Origin of the sequence: Bacillus inaquosorum KCTC 13429 (assembly GCF_000332645.1) — a bacterium.
GTDB classification, from domain to species: Bacteria; Bacillota; Bacilli; order Bacillales; family Bacillaceae; genus Bacillus; species Bacillus inaquosorum.
Genome location: NZ_AMXN01000002.1, coordinates 727,763 through 744,296, shown reverse-complemented (window position 1 = coordinate 744,296; position 16,534 = coordinate 727,763). Strand labels below are relative to the sequence as shown.

The 16,534-nt window shown below is 45.8% G+C and carries 11 protein-coding genes and 20 tRNA genes; 29 read left to right on the top strand and 2 right to left on the bottom strand.

Annotation, left to right across the window (positions count from 1 at the left end; translation table 11 throughout):
• The 25 genes from BSI_RS12740 (at position 1) to glgP (ending at position 10,052) form a co-directional block, all read left to right on the top strand.
• Positions 1-76: transfer RNA gene (locus BSI_RS12740), tRNA-Thr, on the top strand.
• A gap of 37 nt (positions 77-113) precedes the next feature.
• Positions 114-189: transfer RNA gene (locus BSI_RS12745), tRNA-Lys, on the top strand.
• 7 nt (positions 190-196) lie between these two features.
• Positions 197-279: transfer RNA gene (locus BSI_RS12750), tRNA-Leu, on the top strand.
• 40 nt (positions 280-319) lie between these two features.
• Positions 320-394, top strand: a tRNA-Gly gene (locus BSI_RS12755).
• A 14-nt stretch (positions 395-408) separates the two neighbouring features.
• Positions 409-494 (top strand) — tRNA-Leu (locus tag BSI_RS12760).
• Between the two features lie 9 nt (positions 495-503).
• Positions 504-580: transfer RNA gene (locus BSI_RS12765), tRNA-Arg, on the top strand.
• A 15-nt stretch (positions 581-595) separates the two neighbouring features.
• A tRNA-Pro gene (locus BSI_RS12770) sits at positions 596-672 on the top strand.
• Positions 673-677: 5 nt separating this feature from the next.
• Positions 678-750 (top strand) — tRNA-Ala (locus BSI_RS12775).
• Positions 751-770: 20 nt separating this feature from the next.
• Positions 771-847, top strand: a tRNA-Met gene (locus BSI_RS12780).
• Between the two features lie 2 nt (positions 848-849).
• Positions 850-926 (top strand) — tRNA-Ile (locus BSI_RS12785).
• A 6-nt stretch (positions 927-932) separates the two neighbouring features.
• Positions 933-1,025, top strand: a tRNA-Ser gene (locus BSI_RS12790).
• 17 nt (positions 1,026-1,042) lie between these two features.
• Positions 1,043-1,119, top strand: a tRNA-Met gene (locus BSI_RS12795).
• 69 nt (positions 1,120-1,188) lie between these two features.
• Positions 1,189-1,265: transfer RNA gene (locus BSI_RS12800), tRNA-Asp, on the top strand.
• A gap of 12 nt (positions 1,266-1,277) precedes the next feature.
• Positions 1,278-1,353: transfer RNA gene (locus tag BSI_RS12805), tRNA-Phe, on the top strand.
• Between the two features lie 21 nt (positions 1,354-1,374).
• Positions 1,375-1,450 (top strand) — tRNA-His (locus BSI_RS12810).
• Between the two features lie 10 nt (positions 1,451-1,460).
• Positions 1,461-1,534: transfer RNA gene (locus tag BSI_RS12815), tRNA-Gly, on the top strand.
• Between the two features lie 15 nt (positions 1,535-1,549).
• Positions 1,550-1,626, top strand: a tRNA-Ile gene (locus BSI_RS12820).
• A 12-nt stretch (positions 1,627-1,638) separates the two neighbouring features.
• Positions 1,639-1,713, top strand: a tRNA-Asn gene (locus tag BSI_RS12825).
• 3 nt (positions 1,714-1,716) lie between these two features.
• Positions 1,717-1,807, top strand: a tRNA-Ser gene (locus BSI_RS12830).
• 30 nt (positions 1,808-1,837) lie between these two features.
• Positions 1,838-1,909: transfer RNA gene (locus BSI_RS12835), tRNA-Glu, on the top strand.
• 232 nt (positions 1,910-2,141) lie between these two features.
• A complete protein-coding gene (gene glgB / locus BSI_RS12840; protein WP_003238079.1) occupies positions 2,142-4,025 on the top strand; it encodes a 1,4-alpha-glucan branching enzyme in 1,884 nt (627 codons plus the stop codon).
• Complete coding sequence (locus BSI_RS12845; RefSeq protein ID WP_003238078.1) at positions 4,022-5,164, top strand: glucose-1-phosphate adenylyltransferase; 1,143 nt, start codon at positions 4,022-4,024, stop codon at positions 5,162-5,164. Before glgB ends, BSI_RS12845 begins: the two co-directional genes overlap by 4 nt.
• Before the next feature lie 22 nt (positions 5,165-5,186).
• A complete protein-coding gene (glgD, locus tag BSI_RS12850) occupies positions 5,187-6,218 on the top strand; it encodes a glucose-1-phosphate adenylyltransferase subunit GlgD (protein WP_003238077.1) in 1,032 nt (343 codons plus the stop codon).
• Positions 6,215-7,669, top strand: a complete 1,455-nt coding sequence (gene glgA, locus BSI_RS12855) for a glycogen synthase GlgA (RefSeq protein ID WP_003238076.1) — start codon at positions 6,215-6,217, stop codon at positions 7,667-7,669. The genes glgD and glgA overlap by 4 nt, the downstream gene beginning before the upstream one ends.
• Entirely contained in the window at positions 7,656-10,052 is a 2,397-nt protein-coding gene (glgP, locus tag BSI_RS12860; RefSeq protein ID WP_003238075.1) for a glycogen phosphorylase GlgP, read from the top strand. The genes glgA and glgP overlap by 14 nt, the downstream gene beginning before the upstream one ends.
• 30 nt (positions 10,053-10,082) lie before the next feature.
• Here glgP and BSI_RS12865 read toward each other — a convergent pair whose 3' ends face one another.
• Together BSI_RS12865 and BSI_RS12870 are read right to left on the bottom strand one after the other, a co-directional pair.
• Positions 10,083-10,550 carry a TspO/MBR family protein gene (locus BSI_RS12865; RefSeq protein ID WP_003238074.1) on the bottom strand — a complete coding sequence of 156 codons (468 nt, stop codon included), beginning with the start codon at positions 10,548-10,550 and terminating at the stop codon, positions 10,083-10,085.
• 107 nt (positions 10,551-10,657) lie between these two features.
• Positions 10,658-11,377, bottom strand: a complete 720-nt coding sequence (locus BSI_RS12870) for a yteA family sporulation protein (RefSeq protein WP_003238073.1) — start codon at positions 11,375-11,377, stop codon at positions 10,658-10,660.
• A gap of 291 nt (positions 11,378-11,668) precedes the next feature.
• Here BSI_RS12870 and BSI_RS12875 point away from each other — a divergent pair, with 291 nt between their 5' ends.
• The 4 genes from BSI_RS12875 to menB are packed head-to-tail and all read left to right on the top strand — an operon-like array spanning position 11,669 to position 16,488.
• Complete coding sequence (locus BSI_RS12875) at positions 11,669-13,084, top strand: isochorismate synthase (RefSeq protein ID WP_032731948.1); 1,416 nt, start codon at positions 11,669-11,671, stop codon at positions 13,082-13,084.
• Complete coding sequence (gene menD, locus BSI_RS12880) at positions 13,081-14,823, top strand: 2-succinyl-5-enolpyruvyl-6-hydroxy-3-cyclohexene-1-carboxylic-acid synthase (protein WP_003238071.1); 1,743 nt, start codon at positions 13,081-13,083, stop codon at positions 14,821-14,823. Before BSI_RS12875 ends, menD begins: the two co-directional genes overlap by 4 nt.
• A complete protein-coding gene (menH, locus tag BSI_RS12885; protein ID WP_003238070.1) occupies positions 14,811-15,635 on the top strand; it encodes a 2-succinyl-6-hydroxy-2,4-cyclohexadiene-1-carboxylate synthase in 825 nt (274 codons plus the stop codon). Before menD ends, menH begins: the two co-directional genes overlap by 13 nt.
• A 34-nt stretch (positions 15,636-15,669) precedes the next feature.
• The gene (menB, locus tag BSI_RS12890) at positions 15,670-16,488 is read left to right on the top strand and encodes a 1,4-dihydroxy-2-naphthoyl-CoA synthase (RefSeq protein ID WP_003219322.1); all 819 of its coding nucleotides are present in this window, start codon (positions 15,670-15,672) and stop codon (positions 16,486-16,488) included.
• Positions 16,489-16,534: the final 46 nt, after the last annotated feature.

Below are 16,534 nucleotides of genomic sequence, written 5' to 3'. Positions count from 1 at the left end.
GCCGGTGTAGCTCAATTGGTAGAGCAACTGACTTGTAATCAGTAGGTTGGGGGTTCAAGTCCTCTTGCCGGCACCACTTTTATATGATATAATATTCAAGTCTCTTGTAAGAAGAGCCATTAGCTCAGTTGGTAGAGCATCTGACTTTTAATCAGAGGGTCGAAGGTTCGAGTCCTTCATGGCTCACCATTTTTACGCGGGTGTGGCGGAATTGGCAGACGCGCTAGACTTAGGATCTAGTGTCTTTATGACGTGGGGGTTCAAGTCCCTTCACCCGCATTATATAGGATAACAGTTATAAAAACTGGACATCCTGTCTGCGGAAGTAGTTCAGTGGTAGAACACCACCTTGCCAAGGTGGGGGTCGCGGGTTCGAATCCCGTCTTCCGCTCCAACTATACCATCCACGCCGGGGTGGTGGAATTGGCAGACACACAGGACTTAAAATCCTGCGGTAGGTGACTACCGTGCCGGTTCAAGTCCGGCCCTCGGCATTAAGTTTTGCGCCCGTAGCTCAATTGGATAGAGCGTTTGACTACGGATCAAAAGGTTAGGGGTTCGACTCCTCTCGGGCGCGCCATGATCTACATGAAATCGGGAAGTAGCTCAGCTTGGTAGAGCACATGGTTTGGGACCATGGGGTCGCAGGTTCGAATCCTGTCTTCCCGACCATTCTTGGGGCCTTAGCTCAGCTGGGAGAGCGCCTGCTTTGCACGCAGGAGGTCAGCGGTTCGATCCCGCTAGGCTCCACTTGATTTCAATAAATATTTGGCGGTGTAGCTCAGCTGGCTAGAGCGTACGGTTCATACCCGTGAGGTCGGGGGTTCGATCCCCTCCGCCGCTACCAATGGACCTTTAGCTCAGTTGGTTAGAGCAGACGGCTCATAACCGTCCGGTCGTAGGTTCGAGTCCTACAAGGTCCACCATTATACGGAGGAATACCCAAGTCTGGCTGAAGGGATCGGTCTTGAAAACCGACAGGGGTGTCAAAGCCCGCGGGGGTTCGAATCCCTCTTCCTCCGCCATATATATTCTTAATCATCGCGGGGTGGAGCAGTTCGGTAGCTCGTCGGGCTCATAACCCGAAGGTCGCAGGTTCAAATCCTGCCCCCGCAACCAAAATACATGAATGAAATAAGAAGTGCCCGAAGGGTGCAACCAAGAAAATTCACGTGTAAATTTTAAAATGGTCCGGTAGTTCAGTTGGTTAGAATGCCTGCCTGTCACGCAGGAGGTCGCGGGTTCGAGTCCCGTCCGGACCGCCATTTAAATACTTAGGCTCGGTAGCTCAGTTGGTAGAGCAACGGACTGAAAATCCGTGTGTCGGCGGTTCGATTCCGTCCCGAGCCACCATATATCAATATATATATTTTGGCGGTTGTGGCGAAGTGGTTAACGCACCAGATTGTGGCTCTGGCATTCGTGGGTTCGATTCCCATCAATCGCCCCAAATAAAAATTGCGGGTGTAGTTTAGTGGTAAAACCTCAGCCTTCCAAGCTGATGTCGTGGGTTCGATTCCCATCACCCGCTCCATTTCTATATTAAGATGGGCCTGTAGCTCAGCTGGTTAGAGCGCACGCCTGATAAGCGTGAGGTCGGTGGTTCGAGTCCACTCAGGCCCACCATCTTAAATATATTCCACAGTAGCTCAGTGGTAGAGCTATCGGCTGTTAACCGATCGGTCGCAGGTTCGAATCCTGCCTGTGGAGCCAAATGGAGAAGTACTCAAGTGGCTGAAGAGGCGCCCCTGCTAAGGGTGTAGGTCGTGTAAGCGGCGCGAGGGTTCAAATCCCTCCTTCTCCGCCATATGATTACAAATATAAGTTCTCAAGCAACGGCCCGTTGGTCAAGCGGTTAAGACACCGCCCTTTCACGGCGGTAACACGGGTTCGAATCCCGTACGGGTCATCCAAAAACCTTGCATATCCTGCAAGGTTTTTTTATTTTTATAAATCATGATATGCCTTAGATTTCATACTTTATTCTACAAACAGACAACAAAAATCTTCATATATTTCGTTTTTCTTCGGAAAATGAAGTTAAATGTCAATAAGTATAAGCGCTTTCATGAAAGGGCTTTTTTTTATTTCTTCGAATAAATACTATAAGTGAAAACTATGATGTCAGAAAGGATGATTACATGGCCGCTGCCAGCCCGACAGCACATGATGTTTATCTTTTTCACGAAGGCAGTCTGTTTAAAAGCTATCAGCTGTTTGGCTCGCATTATCGCGAGCTGAATGGCCAAAGCGGATATGAATTTTGTGTGTGGGCGCCTCATGCGTCAGAAGTACGAGTGGCAGGGGATTTTAACAGCTGGTCAGGAGAGCAGCATGTGATGCACAGAGTGAACGATAACGGCATTTGGACGTTATTTATTCCAGGTTTGGGAGAAAAGGAACGATATAAGTATGAAATCGTGACTCATAGCGGTGAGATCAGGCTGAAGGCAGATCCATATGCTATTTATTCGGAAGTCAGGCCACATACAGCGTCACTTACTTACGATTTAGGTGAGTACAGCTGGAAAGATCAATTATGGCAAAAGAAACAAAAGGCTAAGACGGTGTATGAGAAACCTGTTTTTATTTATGAGCTTCATCTCGGTTCGTGGAAGAAACATTCTGATGGCAGGCATTACTCCTATCAAGAATTAAGCCAGTCGCTTATTCCTTATATCAAAGAACATGGATTTACCCATATCGAACTGCTTCCGGTATATGAGCATCCTTATGACCGTTCCTGGGGGTACCAAGGAACGGGTTATTACAGCCCGACAAGCAGGTTTGGCACACCCCATGATTTGATGAAGTTTGTGGATGAATGCCATCAAGAAAACATCGGAGTCATACTGGATTGGGTGCCCGGACATTTTTGTAAAGATGCACATGGTCTTTATATGTTTGATGGAGAGCCTCTTTATGAATATCAAGAAGAGCGTGATCGGGAGAACTGGCTATGGGGCACGGCAAACTTTGACCTAGGAAAACCGGAAGTTCATAGTTTTTTAATTTCTAATGCGTTGTACTGGGCAGAATTCTATCATATAGATGGATTTAGGGTTGATGCAGTGGCTAACATCCTGTATTGGCCAAATCAGGATGAACGCCATACGAATCCATATGCTGTTGAATTTTTAAAAAAACTCAACCAAACCATGAGAGAGGCATATCCGCATGTCATGATGGTTGCGGAAGATTCTACGGAATGGCCTCAAGTGACAGGTGCCATTGAGGAAGGGGGGCTCGGTTTTCATTTTAAATGGAATATGGGCTGGATGAATGACGTACTGACATACATGGAGACGCCGCCAGAAGAAAGGCGGAATTGTCATCAGCTTATCTCTTTTTCATTACTGTATGCATTTAGTGAACATTTTGTATTGCCGTTTTCTCATGATGAAGTCGTATACGGAAAAAAATCACTTCTTAATAAAATGCCTGGCGACTATTGGCAGAAATTTGCCCAGTATCGGCTTTTGCTCGGATATATGACGGCTCATCCCGGAAAGAAATTGATCTTTATGGGTTCAGAATTTGCCCAATTTGATGAATGGAAAGACACAGAGCAGCTAGATTGGTTTTTGGACTCCTTCCCCATGCATCAGAAAGCCAGCGTTTTTACGCAAGATCTTCTCCGCTTTTATCAAAAAAGCAAAATCCTTTATGAAAATGACCATCGTGCCCAGTCGTTTGAATGGATTGATGTCCATAATAACGAACAATCAATCTTTTCTTTTATTCGTTATGGGAAAAGGCACGGTGAGGCGCTTGTCATCATTTGTAATTTTACACCCGCGGTCTATCATCAATATGATGTTGGTGTTCCTTTTCTAACCCAATACATCGAAGTGCTGAACAGCGACAGTGAAACATACGGAGGCTCAGGACAAATCAACAAAAAGCCGTTAGCGGCCAAAAAGGGAGCTCTTCATCATAAACCGTGTTATATCACGATGACCATCCCCCCTTACGGCATTTCAATTTTACGGGCGGTTAAAAAAAGAGGAGAGATAAAAAGATGAAAAAACAATGTGTAGCCATGCTCCTTGCCGGCGGGAAGGGCAGCCGTCTTAGCGGATTAACAAAACATATGGCAAAACCGGCTGTATCTTTCGGGGGAAAATACAGGATTATTGATTTTACGCTCAGCAACTGTTCCAATTCAGGCATAGACACGGTCGGGATTTTAACACAATATCAGCCGCTTGAGCTGAATTCCTATATTGGAATCGGCAGTGCATGGGACCTTGACAGATATAATGGCGGCGTGACGGTTTTACCCCCTTATGCCGAGTCATCAGAAGTCAAATGGTATAAAGGGACGGCAAGCGCCATTTATGAAAATCTCAATTATTTGAATCAGTATGATCCTGAGTATGTGCTGATTTTATCAGGAGATCACATCTACAAAATGGACTACGGCAAAATGCTCGATTTTCACATTGAAAAGAAAGCGGATGTCACCATCTCTGTCATCGAAGTGGGCTGGGAGGAAGCAAGCCGCTTTGGCATCATGAAGACCAATGCAGATGGGATGATCACGCATTTTGATGAAAAGCCCAAATTTCCTAAGAGCAATCTTGCCTCAATGGGAATTTATATATTCAATTGGCCGCTTTTGAAACAGTACCTTGAGATGGACGACCGAAACCCTTATTCAAGCCACGACTTCGGCAAAGACATTATTCCTCTGCTTTTAGAGGAAAAAAAGAAGCTTTCCGCATATCCGTTTAAAGGATATTGGAAGGATGTCGGAACAGTGCAGAGCTTGTGGGAAGCCAATATGGATTTATTAAAAGAGGAATCGGAGCTAAAGCTGTTTGAACGCAAGTGGAAAATTTACTCCGTCAATCCCAATCAGCCTCCGCAATTTATTTCATCTGACGCACAGGTTCATGATTCGCTTGTGAACGAAGGGTGTGTCGTGTATGGAAATGTGTCTCATTCCGTTCTTTTTCAAGGTGTTACTGTCGGCAAGCATTCGACTGTCAAATCGTCGGTCATTATGCCGGATGTGACAATTGGCGAGCATGTAGTGATTGAAAATGCCATCGTGCCTAAGGGTCTGGTGCTTCCGGATGGCGCAGTGATTCGATCCGAAAAAGACATTCAGGAGGTGCTGCTCGTTTCAGAGGAATTTGTAGAAAAAGAATTGATTTAATACTGAAGAGGGGGCAAAGCCAGTGTTCAATAATCAAATGTTAGGTGTTATAGATGAAACCACATATAAGCATTCTCTTCAGGATTTAACGGCACAGCGGTCGCTTGGGGCGATCCCTTTTGCCGGCAGGTACCGTCTGATCGATTTTATGCTTTCCAACATGGTGAATGCGGATATTAGGAGCGTCGCGATTTTTCCGAAGTATCGCTATCGTTCGCTTATGGATCATCTTGGAGCGGGTAAGGAATGGGATTTGCATCGAAAAAAGGATGGCCTCTTTTTTTTCCCGTCACCCCATCTTCACCAAGAATACGATGAATTCGGTTCCTTTCGCCAGTTTTCCGACCATCTTGATTACTTCCACAGAAGCACACAGCAATACGCCGTGATCTCCAACAGCCATACCGTATGCAACATTCAATTTCAATATGTGTTAAAACGCCATCAGGAGGTTGGTTGCGATGTCACCGAGGTATTTCAGGACGGCCAGTCGCTGCAAATCTATATCATGTCTACAGCGCTCTTAAAGGATCTGATCTACGGACATAGTGAAAAAGGCTATAAAACCATTCAGGAGGCTGTTGAAAAAGAATCATCCTCCTTGACCATTTGCCCTTATGAATATTCAGGTTATGCCGCTATCATTGATTCGGTGGAAAAGTATTATACCCACAGTATGGAGCTCATTCAGCCTCGTTTTTGGCAGCAGGTGTTTTTGCCCCAGCAGCCGATCTATACAAAAGTGAAGGATGAGCCGCCGACGAAATACGGAAAACACAGCACTGTCAAAAATTCCTTGGTGGCAAACGGTTGTGTGCTTGAAGGAGAGGTTGAAAACTGCATTTTGTTCAGGGCGGTTCATGTCGGAAAGGGTACGAAGCTGAAAAACTGCATTGTTATGCAAAAAACGCAGATTGGCGAGGAGTGCCTGCTTGAGCAGGTCATTTCTGATAAGGACGTTAAAATCGGAAATGCGACTGAGGCTGCGGGAACAGCTGAGCAGCCGCTTGTATTAAGAAAAGGTTTGGTGCAAGGAGAGCTGATGAATTCTTGAAGGTATTATTTGCTGTATCAGAATGTACCCCGTTTGTTAAATCAGGAGGTCTTGCCGATGTAGCCGGCGCTCTGCCAAAGGCACTTGCGCGATTAGGCAATGAAGTAGCTGTGATGCTGCCGAAGTACAGTCAAATACCTGAGCGTTGGAAAAAGCGCATGAGAAAAATGGCTAAGTGTACGGTAGCTGTTGGCTGGCGTCAGCAATATTGCGGAATTGAACATATGGCCGAAGATGATGTAAATTATTATTTCATCGACAATGAATATTATTTTAACAGGGATTCGTTGTACGGGCATTATGATGACGGAGAACGATTTGCCTTTTTTTCAAGAGCTGTACTGGAGGCCGCCAAAGCTGTGAATGTTCAAGCGGATATTGTTCATACTCACGACTGGCATACAGCGATGGTCAATTATTTGCTGAAAGAGGAATACAAAAAACATCCTTTTTATGAGCAGATGAAAAGTGTACTCACAATCCACAACCTGCAGTTTCAAGGCATATTTCCGCCTGATGTCACACATGACTTGCTGGGGCTTGAGATGGATCATTTTCATTATGAAAGGTTAGAATGCAACGGATTTGTTAATTTTATGAAGGCGGGCATCATTGCGGCTGATCATGTGACAACTGTAAGCCCTACTTACAGAAATGAAATATTGACGCCTTATTACGGTGAACAGCTGGAACAGGTTTTGCGATATAGGGAAAATGATGTAACCGGCATTTTAAATGGCATTGATGATTCCTTCTACCAGCCAAAAAGCGATCCTTATATAGAGGCGCATTACGATTCGGAGCATCTTGCAAACAAGGAAGAAAATAAAAAGAAGCTTCAGCGGCGGATGGGGCTTCCGGAACGACACGATATTCCGCTGATCAGTATGGTGACAAGGCTGACTAAACAAAAGGGACTTGATCTTGTCCGCAGGATTATGCATGAACTTCTTGAGGAGCAGGACATACAGCTGATTGTGCTGGGTACAGGGGAACGCGAATTTGAAGATTATTTCCGGTATGCAGAATTTGCTTTTCATGAGAAGTGCCGAGCGTATATTGGGTTTGACGAGCCGCTTGCCCATCAAATTTATGCGGGCTCTGATTTGTTTTTGATGCCGTCGAAATTTGAGCCGTGCGGCTTGGGGCAGCTGATTGCTCTCCAATATGGCGCCATTCCGATTGTCAGAGAGACGGGCGGGCTTTATGACACAGTCCGTTCCTATCAGGAGGAAGAGGGAACGGGCAATGGCTTTACGTTCTCTGCCTTCAATGCGCATGATCTGAAATTTACGATTGAGAGGGCGCTGTCGTTTTATCGTCAAAAGGATGTATGGAAGAGCATCATGAAGACCGCAATGAATGCAGATTACAGCTGGGAGCAGTCAGCCAAAGAGTATCAGCGCATTTTCGAGCATGTGACAAGGAGTGGACGGGATGTTCTCGAGTAAAGAACGCTTTGCAGCCTTATTTTTAAAGCGTCTGGAAATGACGTGCGGAAAAAGCTTTAAAGACTCTGCCAAGCTGGATCAATATAAAACGTTGGGCAATATGGTCAGAGAGTATATCAGCGCTGATTGGATCCAGACGAATGAAAAGAGCCGCTCCAATTCCGGGAAGCAGACATATTATTTGTCAATCGAATTTCTTCTCGGTCAGCTCCTTGAACAAAATTTAATGAATCTTGGCGTTCGTGATGTTGTAGAAGCAGGCTTGAAGGATATCGGCATCAATTTAGAGGAGATCGTTCAGATGGAGAGCGATGCAGGTCTCGGCAATGGCGGGCTTGGGCGCTTGGCCGCTTGCTTTTTAGATTCTCTGGCTTCGTTGAACTTGCCGGGGCACGGGATGGGCATTCGTTATAAACATGGCTTGTTTGAACAAAAAATTGTAGACGGGCATCAAGTGGAACTGCCTGAGCAATGGCTGAAAAACGGGAATGTATGGGAAGTAAGAAATGCGGATCAGGCAGTTGATGTGCCGTTTTGGGGCGAGGTGCATATGACAGAAAAAAACGGGCGTCTGCATTTTCGCCACGAACAAGCTACAATTGTTTCCGCTGTTCCTTATGATATCCCGATCATCGGCTATGAAACGGGCACCGTTAATACGTTACGGCTTTGGAACGCCGAGCCTTCTGCGCATTATCATGGCGGCAATATTTTGTCTTATAAGCGGGAAACAGAAGCTGTTTCTGAATTTTTATATCCTGATGACACCCATGACGAGGGGAAAATTTTGCGGCTGAAGCAGCAGTATTTTTTAGTATGCGCAAGCTTAAAAAGCATTGTGAACAATTACCGAAAAACAAATAAATCTTTATCCGGCCTGCATAAAAAAGTAAGCATCCATATTAATGACACCCATCCTGCGCTTGCGGTGCCTGAGCTGATGCGGATTTTACTCGATGAAGAGAACATGAGCTGGGAAGAGGCCTGGCATATTACCGTACATACGATTTCTTATACAAATCATACAACATTGTCAGAAGCGCTTGAGAAATGGCCGATTCATTTGTTTAAGCCGCTGCTCCCGCGAATGTATATGATTATTGAAGAGATCAATGAAAGGTTTTGCCGAGCGGTTTGGGAAAAGTATCCCGGAGACTGGAAAAGAATAGAGGCCATGGCGATTACGGCGCATGGTGTTGTCAAAATGGCTCATCTGGCTATAGTTGGCAGCTACAGTGTAAACGGCGTTGCCAAAATTCATTCCGATATTTTAAAGGAAAGGGAGATGCACGATTTTCATTTGCTGTTCCCGAGTCGTTTTAACAATAAAACGAATGGAATTGCCCACAGGCGCTGGCTGCTAAAAGCGAATCCCGGCTTGTCTGCCATCATTACAGAGGCGATCGGCAATGAATGGGTGAAACAGCCGGAATCCCTTATCGGATTAGAATCGTACGCCTCTGATCCCGCTTTTATCGAGCAGTTTCAAAACAACAAAAGCAGGAAAAAACAAGAGCTTGCCGATTTGATTTTTTGCACGGCCGGGGTGGTTGTGAATCCTGACAGCATATTCGACGTACAGGTAAAACGGCTTCATGCATACAAACGGCAGCTGCTGAATGTTCTTCATATTATGTATTTGTATAACCGGCTTAAGGAGGACTCGGGATTTTCAATCTATCCGCAAACCTTTATTTTCGGTGCAAAGGCTTCACCAAGCTATCATTATGCAAAGAAAATCATTAAGCTGATCCATTCTGTCTCAGAAAAGGTCAACTATGATCCGGCAGTCAAACAGCTAATTAAGATTGTTTTTTTGGAAAATTACAGAGTTTCTATGGCTGAGCGTATTTTTCCGGCTTCAGATGTGAGTGAACAAATTTCAACTGCAAGCAAAGAAGCGTCTGGTACAGGAAATATGAAGTTTATGATGAACGGCGCTTTGACGATCGGCACGCATGACGGCGCAAATATTGAGATTCTTGAGCGGGTGGGGCCTGATTGCATTTATACATTCGGTTTAAAGGCGGATGACGTTCTATCGTATCAGGAAAACGGCGGCTATAGATCGAGGGAATATTATCAGCATGACCGCAGAATCAGACAGGTGGTCGATCAGCTGATCAACGGTTTTTTTGAAGGGGAAGCAGATGAATTTGAATCGATCTATGACTCGCTGCTTCCGCATAATGATGAGTATTTTGTGCTGAAGGATTTCAGCTCATATGCAGATGCGCAGGAGCGTATTCAAGCTGATTATCGCGATCAGCGGAAATGGTCTGAGCGTTCGGTTTTAAACATTGCCCATTCTGGTTATTTCTCCAGCGACCGCACGATCCGGGAATATGCGAGAGACATTTGGTGCATCCGGCCGATGATGTGAAAAAGCCGCTGTATAAGCGGCTTTTTTTGTTCACAGATTCATTGAATAGATTGTAAAGGATAAGAATGTCGCAAATGCACTCCATAAAAAATAAGGTAAAAGAAGATAGCTTGCGGCTCTGCTGTATTTTTTCGCTGCGATCATTAATATGAGTGTTGTGATCGCGACAAGCAGGCAGTCAATTGATGCAGCCAGCAAATTCTTTTGCGTAAATTGAAAATAGCTGAATGCCTGATTAAGCACATAATTAAGCAAAAGCATAATCCAAAAGCTTTTCGCATCTTTAAATGAAAACGCGGCATACACAATGGCAGCTGAAAGGGAGATCAGAGCAAACAGGATGGCCCAAATGATGCCGATCGCAGATCCGGGTGGCGTCCAGTCCGGTTTTTTCAGTGAATTGTACCATTCTTGGTCAATTGGAAACAGGTAGTCTGCGGCTGAAAACAGCGCATATGTAATCACAAAAACCGCTATGACGCCGATAATCTTCTTCATGTTTGTAACCTCCGTATGTATTTATTTTACACTTACCCTTTATCTTATAAAGATCAAACAAACTCCGATATGCAGAAAACGTAAAAGAACCCCCAATAATCGGGGGTTCAATCAGCGTGGAGATCGCCGAATGTTGTCATGATTCCCTCTTCATCGAGTTCTTCCTCATAACGCTCATGGGCTCTGCTTTGATAAACTGTAATTTCTTTTCCTGTGATATCAGTAGCGATGAAATTTTCGTATGACTCCGTATTGCCGATATTTTCTTCGGCATTCATCGTCATATCATCATAGCTGAGCGGCGGGTTTTCCATATCCTGCGGTGTTGATGAGTTTCCGTATTTTTCAACGTCCTGGTAGGAATCTTCACTGTCATAAGGCGCTCTGATTTCTTCATCATCGTCAAATTCAAATTGCCCGAAAGGTGTTTCTTCTTCGATCGGACGGTCTTTGGAAACGACATCCTGTGACGAATACTCTGCGAGCGTCGTGGCCGTCGGAAGCGCTTCAAGACGTTCGTAAGGGATTTCCTTTCCGCTGACTTCACAAATACCGTACGTACCGTTTTCTATCGCCTTCAATGAATGCTCAATGTCCCGGAGATGCTCTCGCTCATGCAAGTCGAGAGCGATGTCTTTTTCACGCTCGTAAAGCTCTGTCGCCTGATCGCCGGGATGGTTGTCGTAAGCGGAAAGCTCACCCCACGAATCATAAGGAAAGGCTGAGTTAAGCTGAAAATGGTCATTGTCTTTGAAACGGTTTAAGATATCTTTTTTCGTTTGTTCCAGTTCATTTTTTAAATGCTGCAGCTGGTCTTTTGTAAGCAATGTGATCGCCTCGTTTCTCTGTGATGCATACCCTTAGTATGAACAGATCGCCTGAGAACTTTCATAAATGGCGTGTGGAGGAATATAGGAGATTTTCCTTATATGGTAAGCGGATACAACCTTTGCTATCAGTGGAGAAAGAAAATTAAGGTTTGTTTCTTTTTCATTTCTGAAATTAGGTTTATAATAGGTAAGGCAGGCCATTTGGACTGCATGATCTGTGTGTTTGACACAAAGGAGACACAGGTGTATGGTATTAAAAGCATTTTAAGGATTATGGAGGAATGTCTCATGGTGACAACGGTGCAGCGTACGTTCCGAAAGGAAGTTCTACATGCATTACATAAAGCCAAAGAAGTCAACCATGCTGTCTTAATAAGCTATTCGAGACAAATCGAGTCTCTTGACCCTCTATCATTTTTCAATTACGGAGCAAAAAAATATACAGGCAATCGATTTTTTTGGTCAGATCCTGAAAGTGAATTGACAATAGTCGGTCTTGGCAAAGAAGCGGTTTTCCAGACAAATCAAAAAAACAGCGAGCGGTACCGCGAGGTTTTTGAACAATGGGAGCGCTTTAAAAAGACGGCTTTTCATATTTATGAAGAAGAAAAGCTGCAGCATTCTGCAGTGGGACCTGTGTTATTCGGAGGATTTTCTTTTGACCCTTGCGAAGAAAGAGGTACACAATGGGACCATTTCTCGGAAGGGGATTTCTTTGTGCCTGCGCTTATGCTGACGATGACTGCTGAAGGCCCATTCTTAACAGTCAACAGATGGGTAAGCGAAGAAGAAGATGCAGAAGCTGTTTTGGAAGGCTTAAAAGCTTTTGCAGTGGAATTTATGGTTCCAGTTTTAGAACAAGGAGATCAGGCTGCGATTGCAGCATCTCAAGAGCTGGATAAGGATAATTGGCTGAAAGCAATCGAAACGGCAACAAGCCAAATTAAAGAGAAACAATATGATAAAGTGGTTCTTGCCCGAGAGCTGCTGCTCACGTTTGACGGCCCGGTCCAAATTGAACCGATGCTTAAAACGCTTCTGAACGATCAGCAGACAAGCTATGTTTTTGCAATCGAACAGGAAGGCCAAACCTTTGTCGGCGCGTCTCCAGAACGACTGATCAAAAGAGACGGCAGCACTGTTATGTCTTCTTGTCTGGCAGGCTCCATTAAACGCGGCGCGGATGAAGAAGAAGACCGCCGGATAGGCCTTGAATTATTAAACGATGAGAAAAATCTGCTGGAGCATGATATTGTTGTAGGCATGATCCATAACGCTTTCATATCAAGCTGTTCGGAGGTTGAAAAGCCTGACGGACCTGCATTGTACAAAACGAAAAGCGTCCAGCACTTATATACGCCGATTGTCGGACAGCTTCGTGAGTCTGCTTCGCTTTTTGACTTAATTGAGAAACTGCATCCCACACCTGCGCTTGGGGGGGCACCTCAGAAAAAAGCTGTAGAAGTGATCAGAGAGATCGAACCGATGTCCCGCGGGTGGTATGCGGCTCCTATCGGCTGGATTGACAGCCAGGATAACGGGGAATTCGCAGTGGCCATCCGTTCAGGGCTGATCGAGGGCAGCACAGCAAGGCTGTTTGCCGGGTGCGGTATTGTGGAAGACTCAGACCCGCAATCGGAATATGAGGAAACGCAGATTAAATTGAAGCCGATGATCTCTGCATTAGGAGGTGAGAGGCGTTGACAGCTAACCCGATTACACATTACATCGGAAGTTTTATGGATGAATTCGCCCTTTCCGGAATTACGGACGCCGTCGTTTGTCCGGGCTCAAGATCCACACCGCTGGCTATTCTTGCAGCCGCGCATCCTGATATCAGCGTCCATGTTCAAATTGATGAAAGATCTGCCGGGTTTTTTGCTTTAGGGCTGGCAAAAGCGAAGCAGCGTCCCGTGCTTTTGATCTGCACATCAGGAACAGCCGCGGCCAACTTTTATCCGGCTGTGATTGAAGCCCATTATTCAAGAGTGCCAATTATTGTGTTAACTGCTGATCGGCCTCACGAGTTGCGCGAAGTAGGCGCACCGCAGGCTATTAATCAGCACTTCTTATTCGGTAACTTTGTTAAGTTTTTCACAGACTCTGCTCTTCCTGAAGAGTCTCCGCATATGCTGAGATATATTCGAACGCTGGCCAGCCGCGCCGCTGGCGAAGCACAAAAGCGACCTATGGGACCTGTGCATGTGAATGTGCCGCTGCGCGAACCGCTGATGCCGGATCTTTCAGCTGAGCCGTTTGGAAGAATGAGAACAGGCCGTCATGTGTCTGTGAAAACGGGAATTCAGTCTGTTGACCGGGAATCCCTGGCTGATGTGGCTGTGATGCTGACAGAGGCTGAAAAAGGAATGATCGTCTGCGGAGAGCTCCATAGTGATACGGATAAGGAGAACATTATTGCACTGTCAAAGGCGCTTCAATATCCGATTTTAGCGGACCCGCTGTCTAATCTGCGGAACGGCGTCCATGATAAAAGCACTGTCATTGATGCGTACGATTCATTTTTAAAAGATGATGAGCTGAAGGCGAAACTGCGTCCGGATGTTGTCATCCGTTTTGGTCCGATGCCTGTTTCAAAACCGGTTTTCTTATGGCTCAAGGATGATCCGGCGATTCAGCAGATTGTGATTGACGAGGATGGAGGGTGGAGAGACCCGACACAGGCAAGCGCGCATATGATTCACTGCAACGCGTCTGCTTTTGCTGAAGCGATCATTGATGACCTTGCTGACATCACCAGGTCATCAGAATGGATGGAAAAGTGGCAGTTTGTCAATGGGCGGTTCCGTGAGCATTTGCAAACAATCAGCAGTGAAGATGTTTCGTTTGAAGGCAATCTCTATCGGATCCTTCAGCATCTTGTGCCCGAAAACAGCTCGCTGTTTGTCGGCAATAGCATGCCGATCAGGGATGTTGATACGTTTTTTGAAAAGCAGGAACGCTATTTCCGAATTTATTCAAACCGGGGCGCAAACGGGATAGACGGTGTTGTTTCCTCTGCCATGGGGGTATGTGAAGGGACAAAAGCGCCTGTTACCCTCGTGATTGGAGATTTATCTTTTTATCACGATTTAAACGGACTGCTGGCTGCTAAAAAGCTGGGCATTCCTCTTACTGTGATTCTCGTGAATAATGACGGCGGAGGGATTTTCTCATTTTTGCCGCAAGCATCTGAGAAGGCACACTTTGAAGATTTGTTCGGCACGCCGACAGGGCTCGATTTCAAGCATGCGGCTGCACTATACGGCGGTACGTATTCATGCCCGGCTTCATGGGATGAATTCAGAGCAGCTTACGCGCCGCAGGCAGACAAGCCCGGACTCCATTTGATAGAAATCAAAACGGATCGACAATCAAGAGTCCAGCTTCATCGCGATATGCTGAATGAGGCTGTGCGGGAAGTGAAAAAACAATGGGAACTGTAAACTTAACGGTTTCAGACGGTGTCCGATATGCTGTGACAGACGAGCGGCCGAATGCTTCCGAAGCCATCGTCTGTCTGCACGGGTTTACCGGCAGCAAACAATCATGGAATTTTCTTGATGGGATGCTGCCTGATTCCCGTTTGATCAAAATTGATTGTTTAGGGCATGGTGAAACCGATGCCCCTCTGAATGGGAAAAGATACAGCACAAGCCGGCAAGTTTCTGACCTTGCCGAGATTTTTGATCAATTAAAACTTCACAAAGTGAAATTGATTGGGTATTCTATGGGAGGAAGGCTTGTTTATTCTTTTGCGATGACATATCCCGAACGGGTATCGGCACTTGTACTTGAAAGCACAACGCCGGGGCTCAAAACGCTTGAGGAGCGGCGGGAACGAATTATGCGGGACCGAAAGCTTGCAGATTTTATTTTGCGCAACGGCATCAAAGCTTTTGTGCAGTATTGGGAGGGCATCCCTTTGTTTTCATCCCAGCAGCGGCTGGCTGAAGATATTCGGCACAGGATACGGTTGGGCCGTCTGCGAAACAATAAGATTGGGCTTGCAAACAGTTTAACCGGTAGTGGCACCGGCTCACAGCCTTCCTGGTGGAGCCGTGTAGACGAAATTGAGGTGCCTGTGCTTCTGATCTGCGGGGAGTGGGACGAAAAGTTTTGTGCCATCAATCAAGAGGTGCATAAGAAGCTTCCATCTAGTAGAATAGAGATTGTTCCAAACGCCGGCCATACGGTCCATGTGGAACAACCGCGATTTTTTGGTAAAATAGTGAGTGAGTTTTTAACAAGCATCTGATTCACTCACATAGAGAATAAAAGGAGGTCATCATATGGCTGCAGAATGGAAAACAAAACGGACATACGATGAAATATTGTATGAAACGTATAATGGTATTGCAAAAATAACAATCAATCGCCCTGAGGTACATAACGCGTTTACCCCTAAAACGGTTGCTGAAATGATTGATGCGTTTGCTGACGCGAGAGACGATCAAAATGTCGGGGTTATCGTGCTTGCAGGTGCCGGAGACAAAGCATTTTGTTCTGGCGGAGACCAAAAAGTGCGCGGCCACGGCGGATATGTAGGAGACGACCAGATTCCGCGTCTAAACGTACTGGATCTTCAGCGTTTAATCCGCGTCATCCCGAAACCGGTTGTTGCGATGGTTTCCGGATATGCGATCGGCGGAGGCCACGTGCTTCACATCGTATGTGACTTGACAATCGCTGCCGACAACGCGATTTTCGGACAAACAGGCCCTAAAGTGGGAAGCTTTGACGCTGGTTACGGTTCTGGCTACCTGGCTCGAATCGTTGGACACAAAAAAGCTCGTGAAATCTGGTACCTGTGCCGTCAGTACAACGCGCAGGAAGCACTGGACATGGGTCTTGTCAACACAGTCGTTCCTTTGGAACAACTTGAAGAAGAAACGATTAAATGGTGTGAAGAAATGCTTGAAAAAAGCCCGACCGCACTTCGTTTTCTTAAAGCTGCGTTTAACGCGGATACGGACGGACTTGCTGGAATTCAGCAGTTTGCAGGGGATGCTACCCTTCTTTACTACACAACAGATGAAGCAAAAGAAGGCCGTGATTCCTTTAAGGAAAAACGCAAACCTGATTTCGGACAGTTCCCTCGTTTTCCGTGATCAGCAATACTTAGTAAACAAACAGCTTGAGACTTTGCGGTCCAAG

Bases quoted from the DNA above. Each gene is read 5' to 3' on its own strand.
- glgB (WP_003238079.1), top strand. From the start codon at position 2,142: ATGGCCGCTGCCAGCCCGACAGCACATGATGTTTATCTTTTTCACGAA.
- BSI_RS12875 (WP_032731948.1), top strand. From the start codon at position 11,669: ATGGTGACAACGGTGCAGCGTACGTTCCGAAAGGAAGTTCTACATGCA.
- menB (WP_003219322.1), top strand. From the start codon at position 15,670: ATGGCTGCAGAATGGAAAACAAAACGGACATACGATGAAATATTGTAT.
- BSI_RS12845 (WP_003238078.1), top strand. From the start codon at position 4,022: ATGAAAAAACAATGTGTAGCCATGCTCCTTGCCGGCGGGAAGGGCAGC.
- BSI_RS12865 (WP_003238074.1), bottom strand. From the start codon at position 10,550: ATGAAGAAGATTATCGGCGTCATAGCGGTTTTTGTGATTACATATGCG.
- menH (WP_003238070.1), top strand. From the start codon at position 14,811: ATGGGAACTGTAAACTTAACGGTTTCAGACGGTGTCCGATATGCTGTG.
- glgP (WP_003238075.1), top strand. From the start codon at position 7,656: ATGTTCTCGAGTAAAGAACGCTTTGCAGCCTTATTTTTAAAGCGTCTG.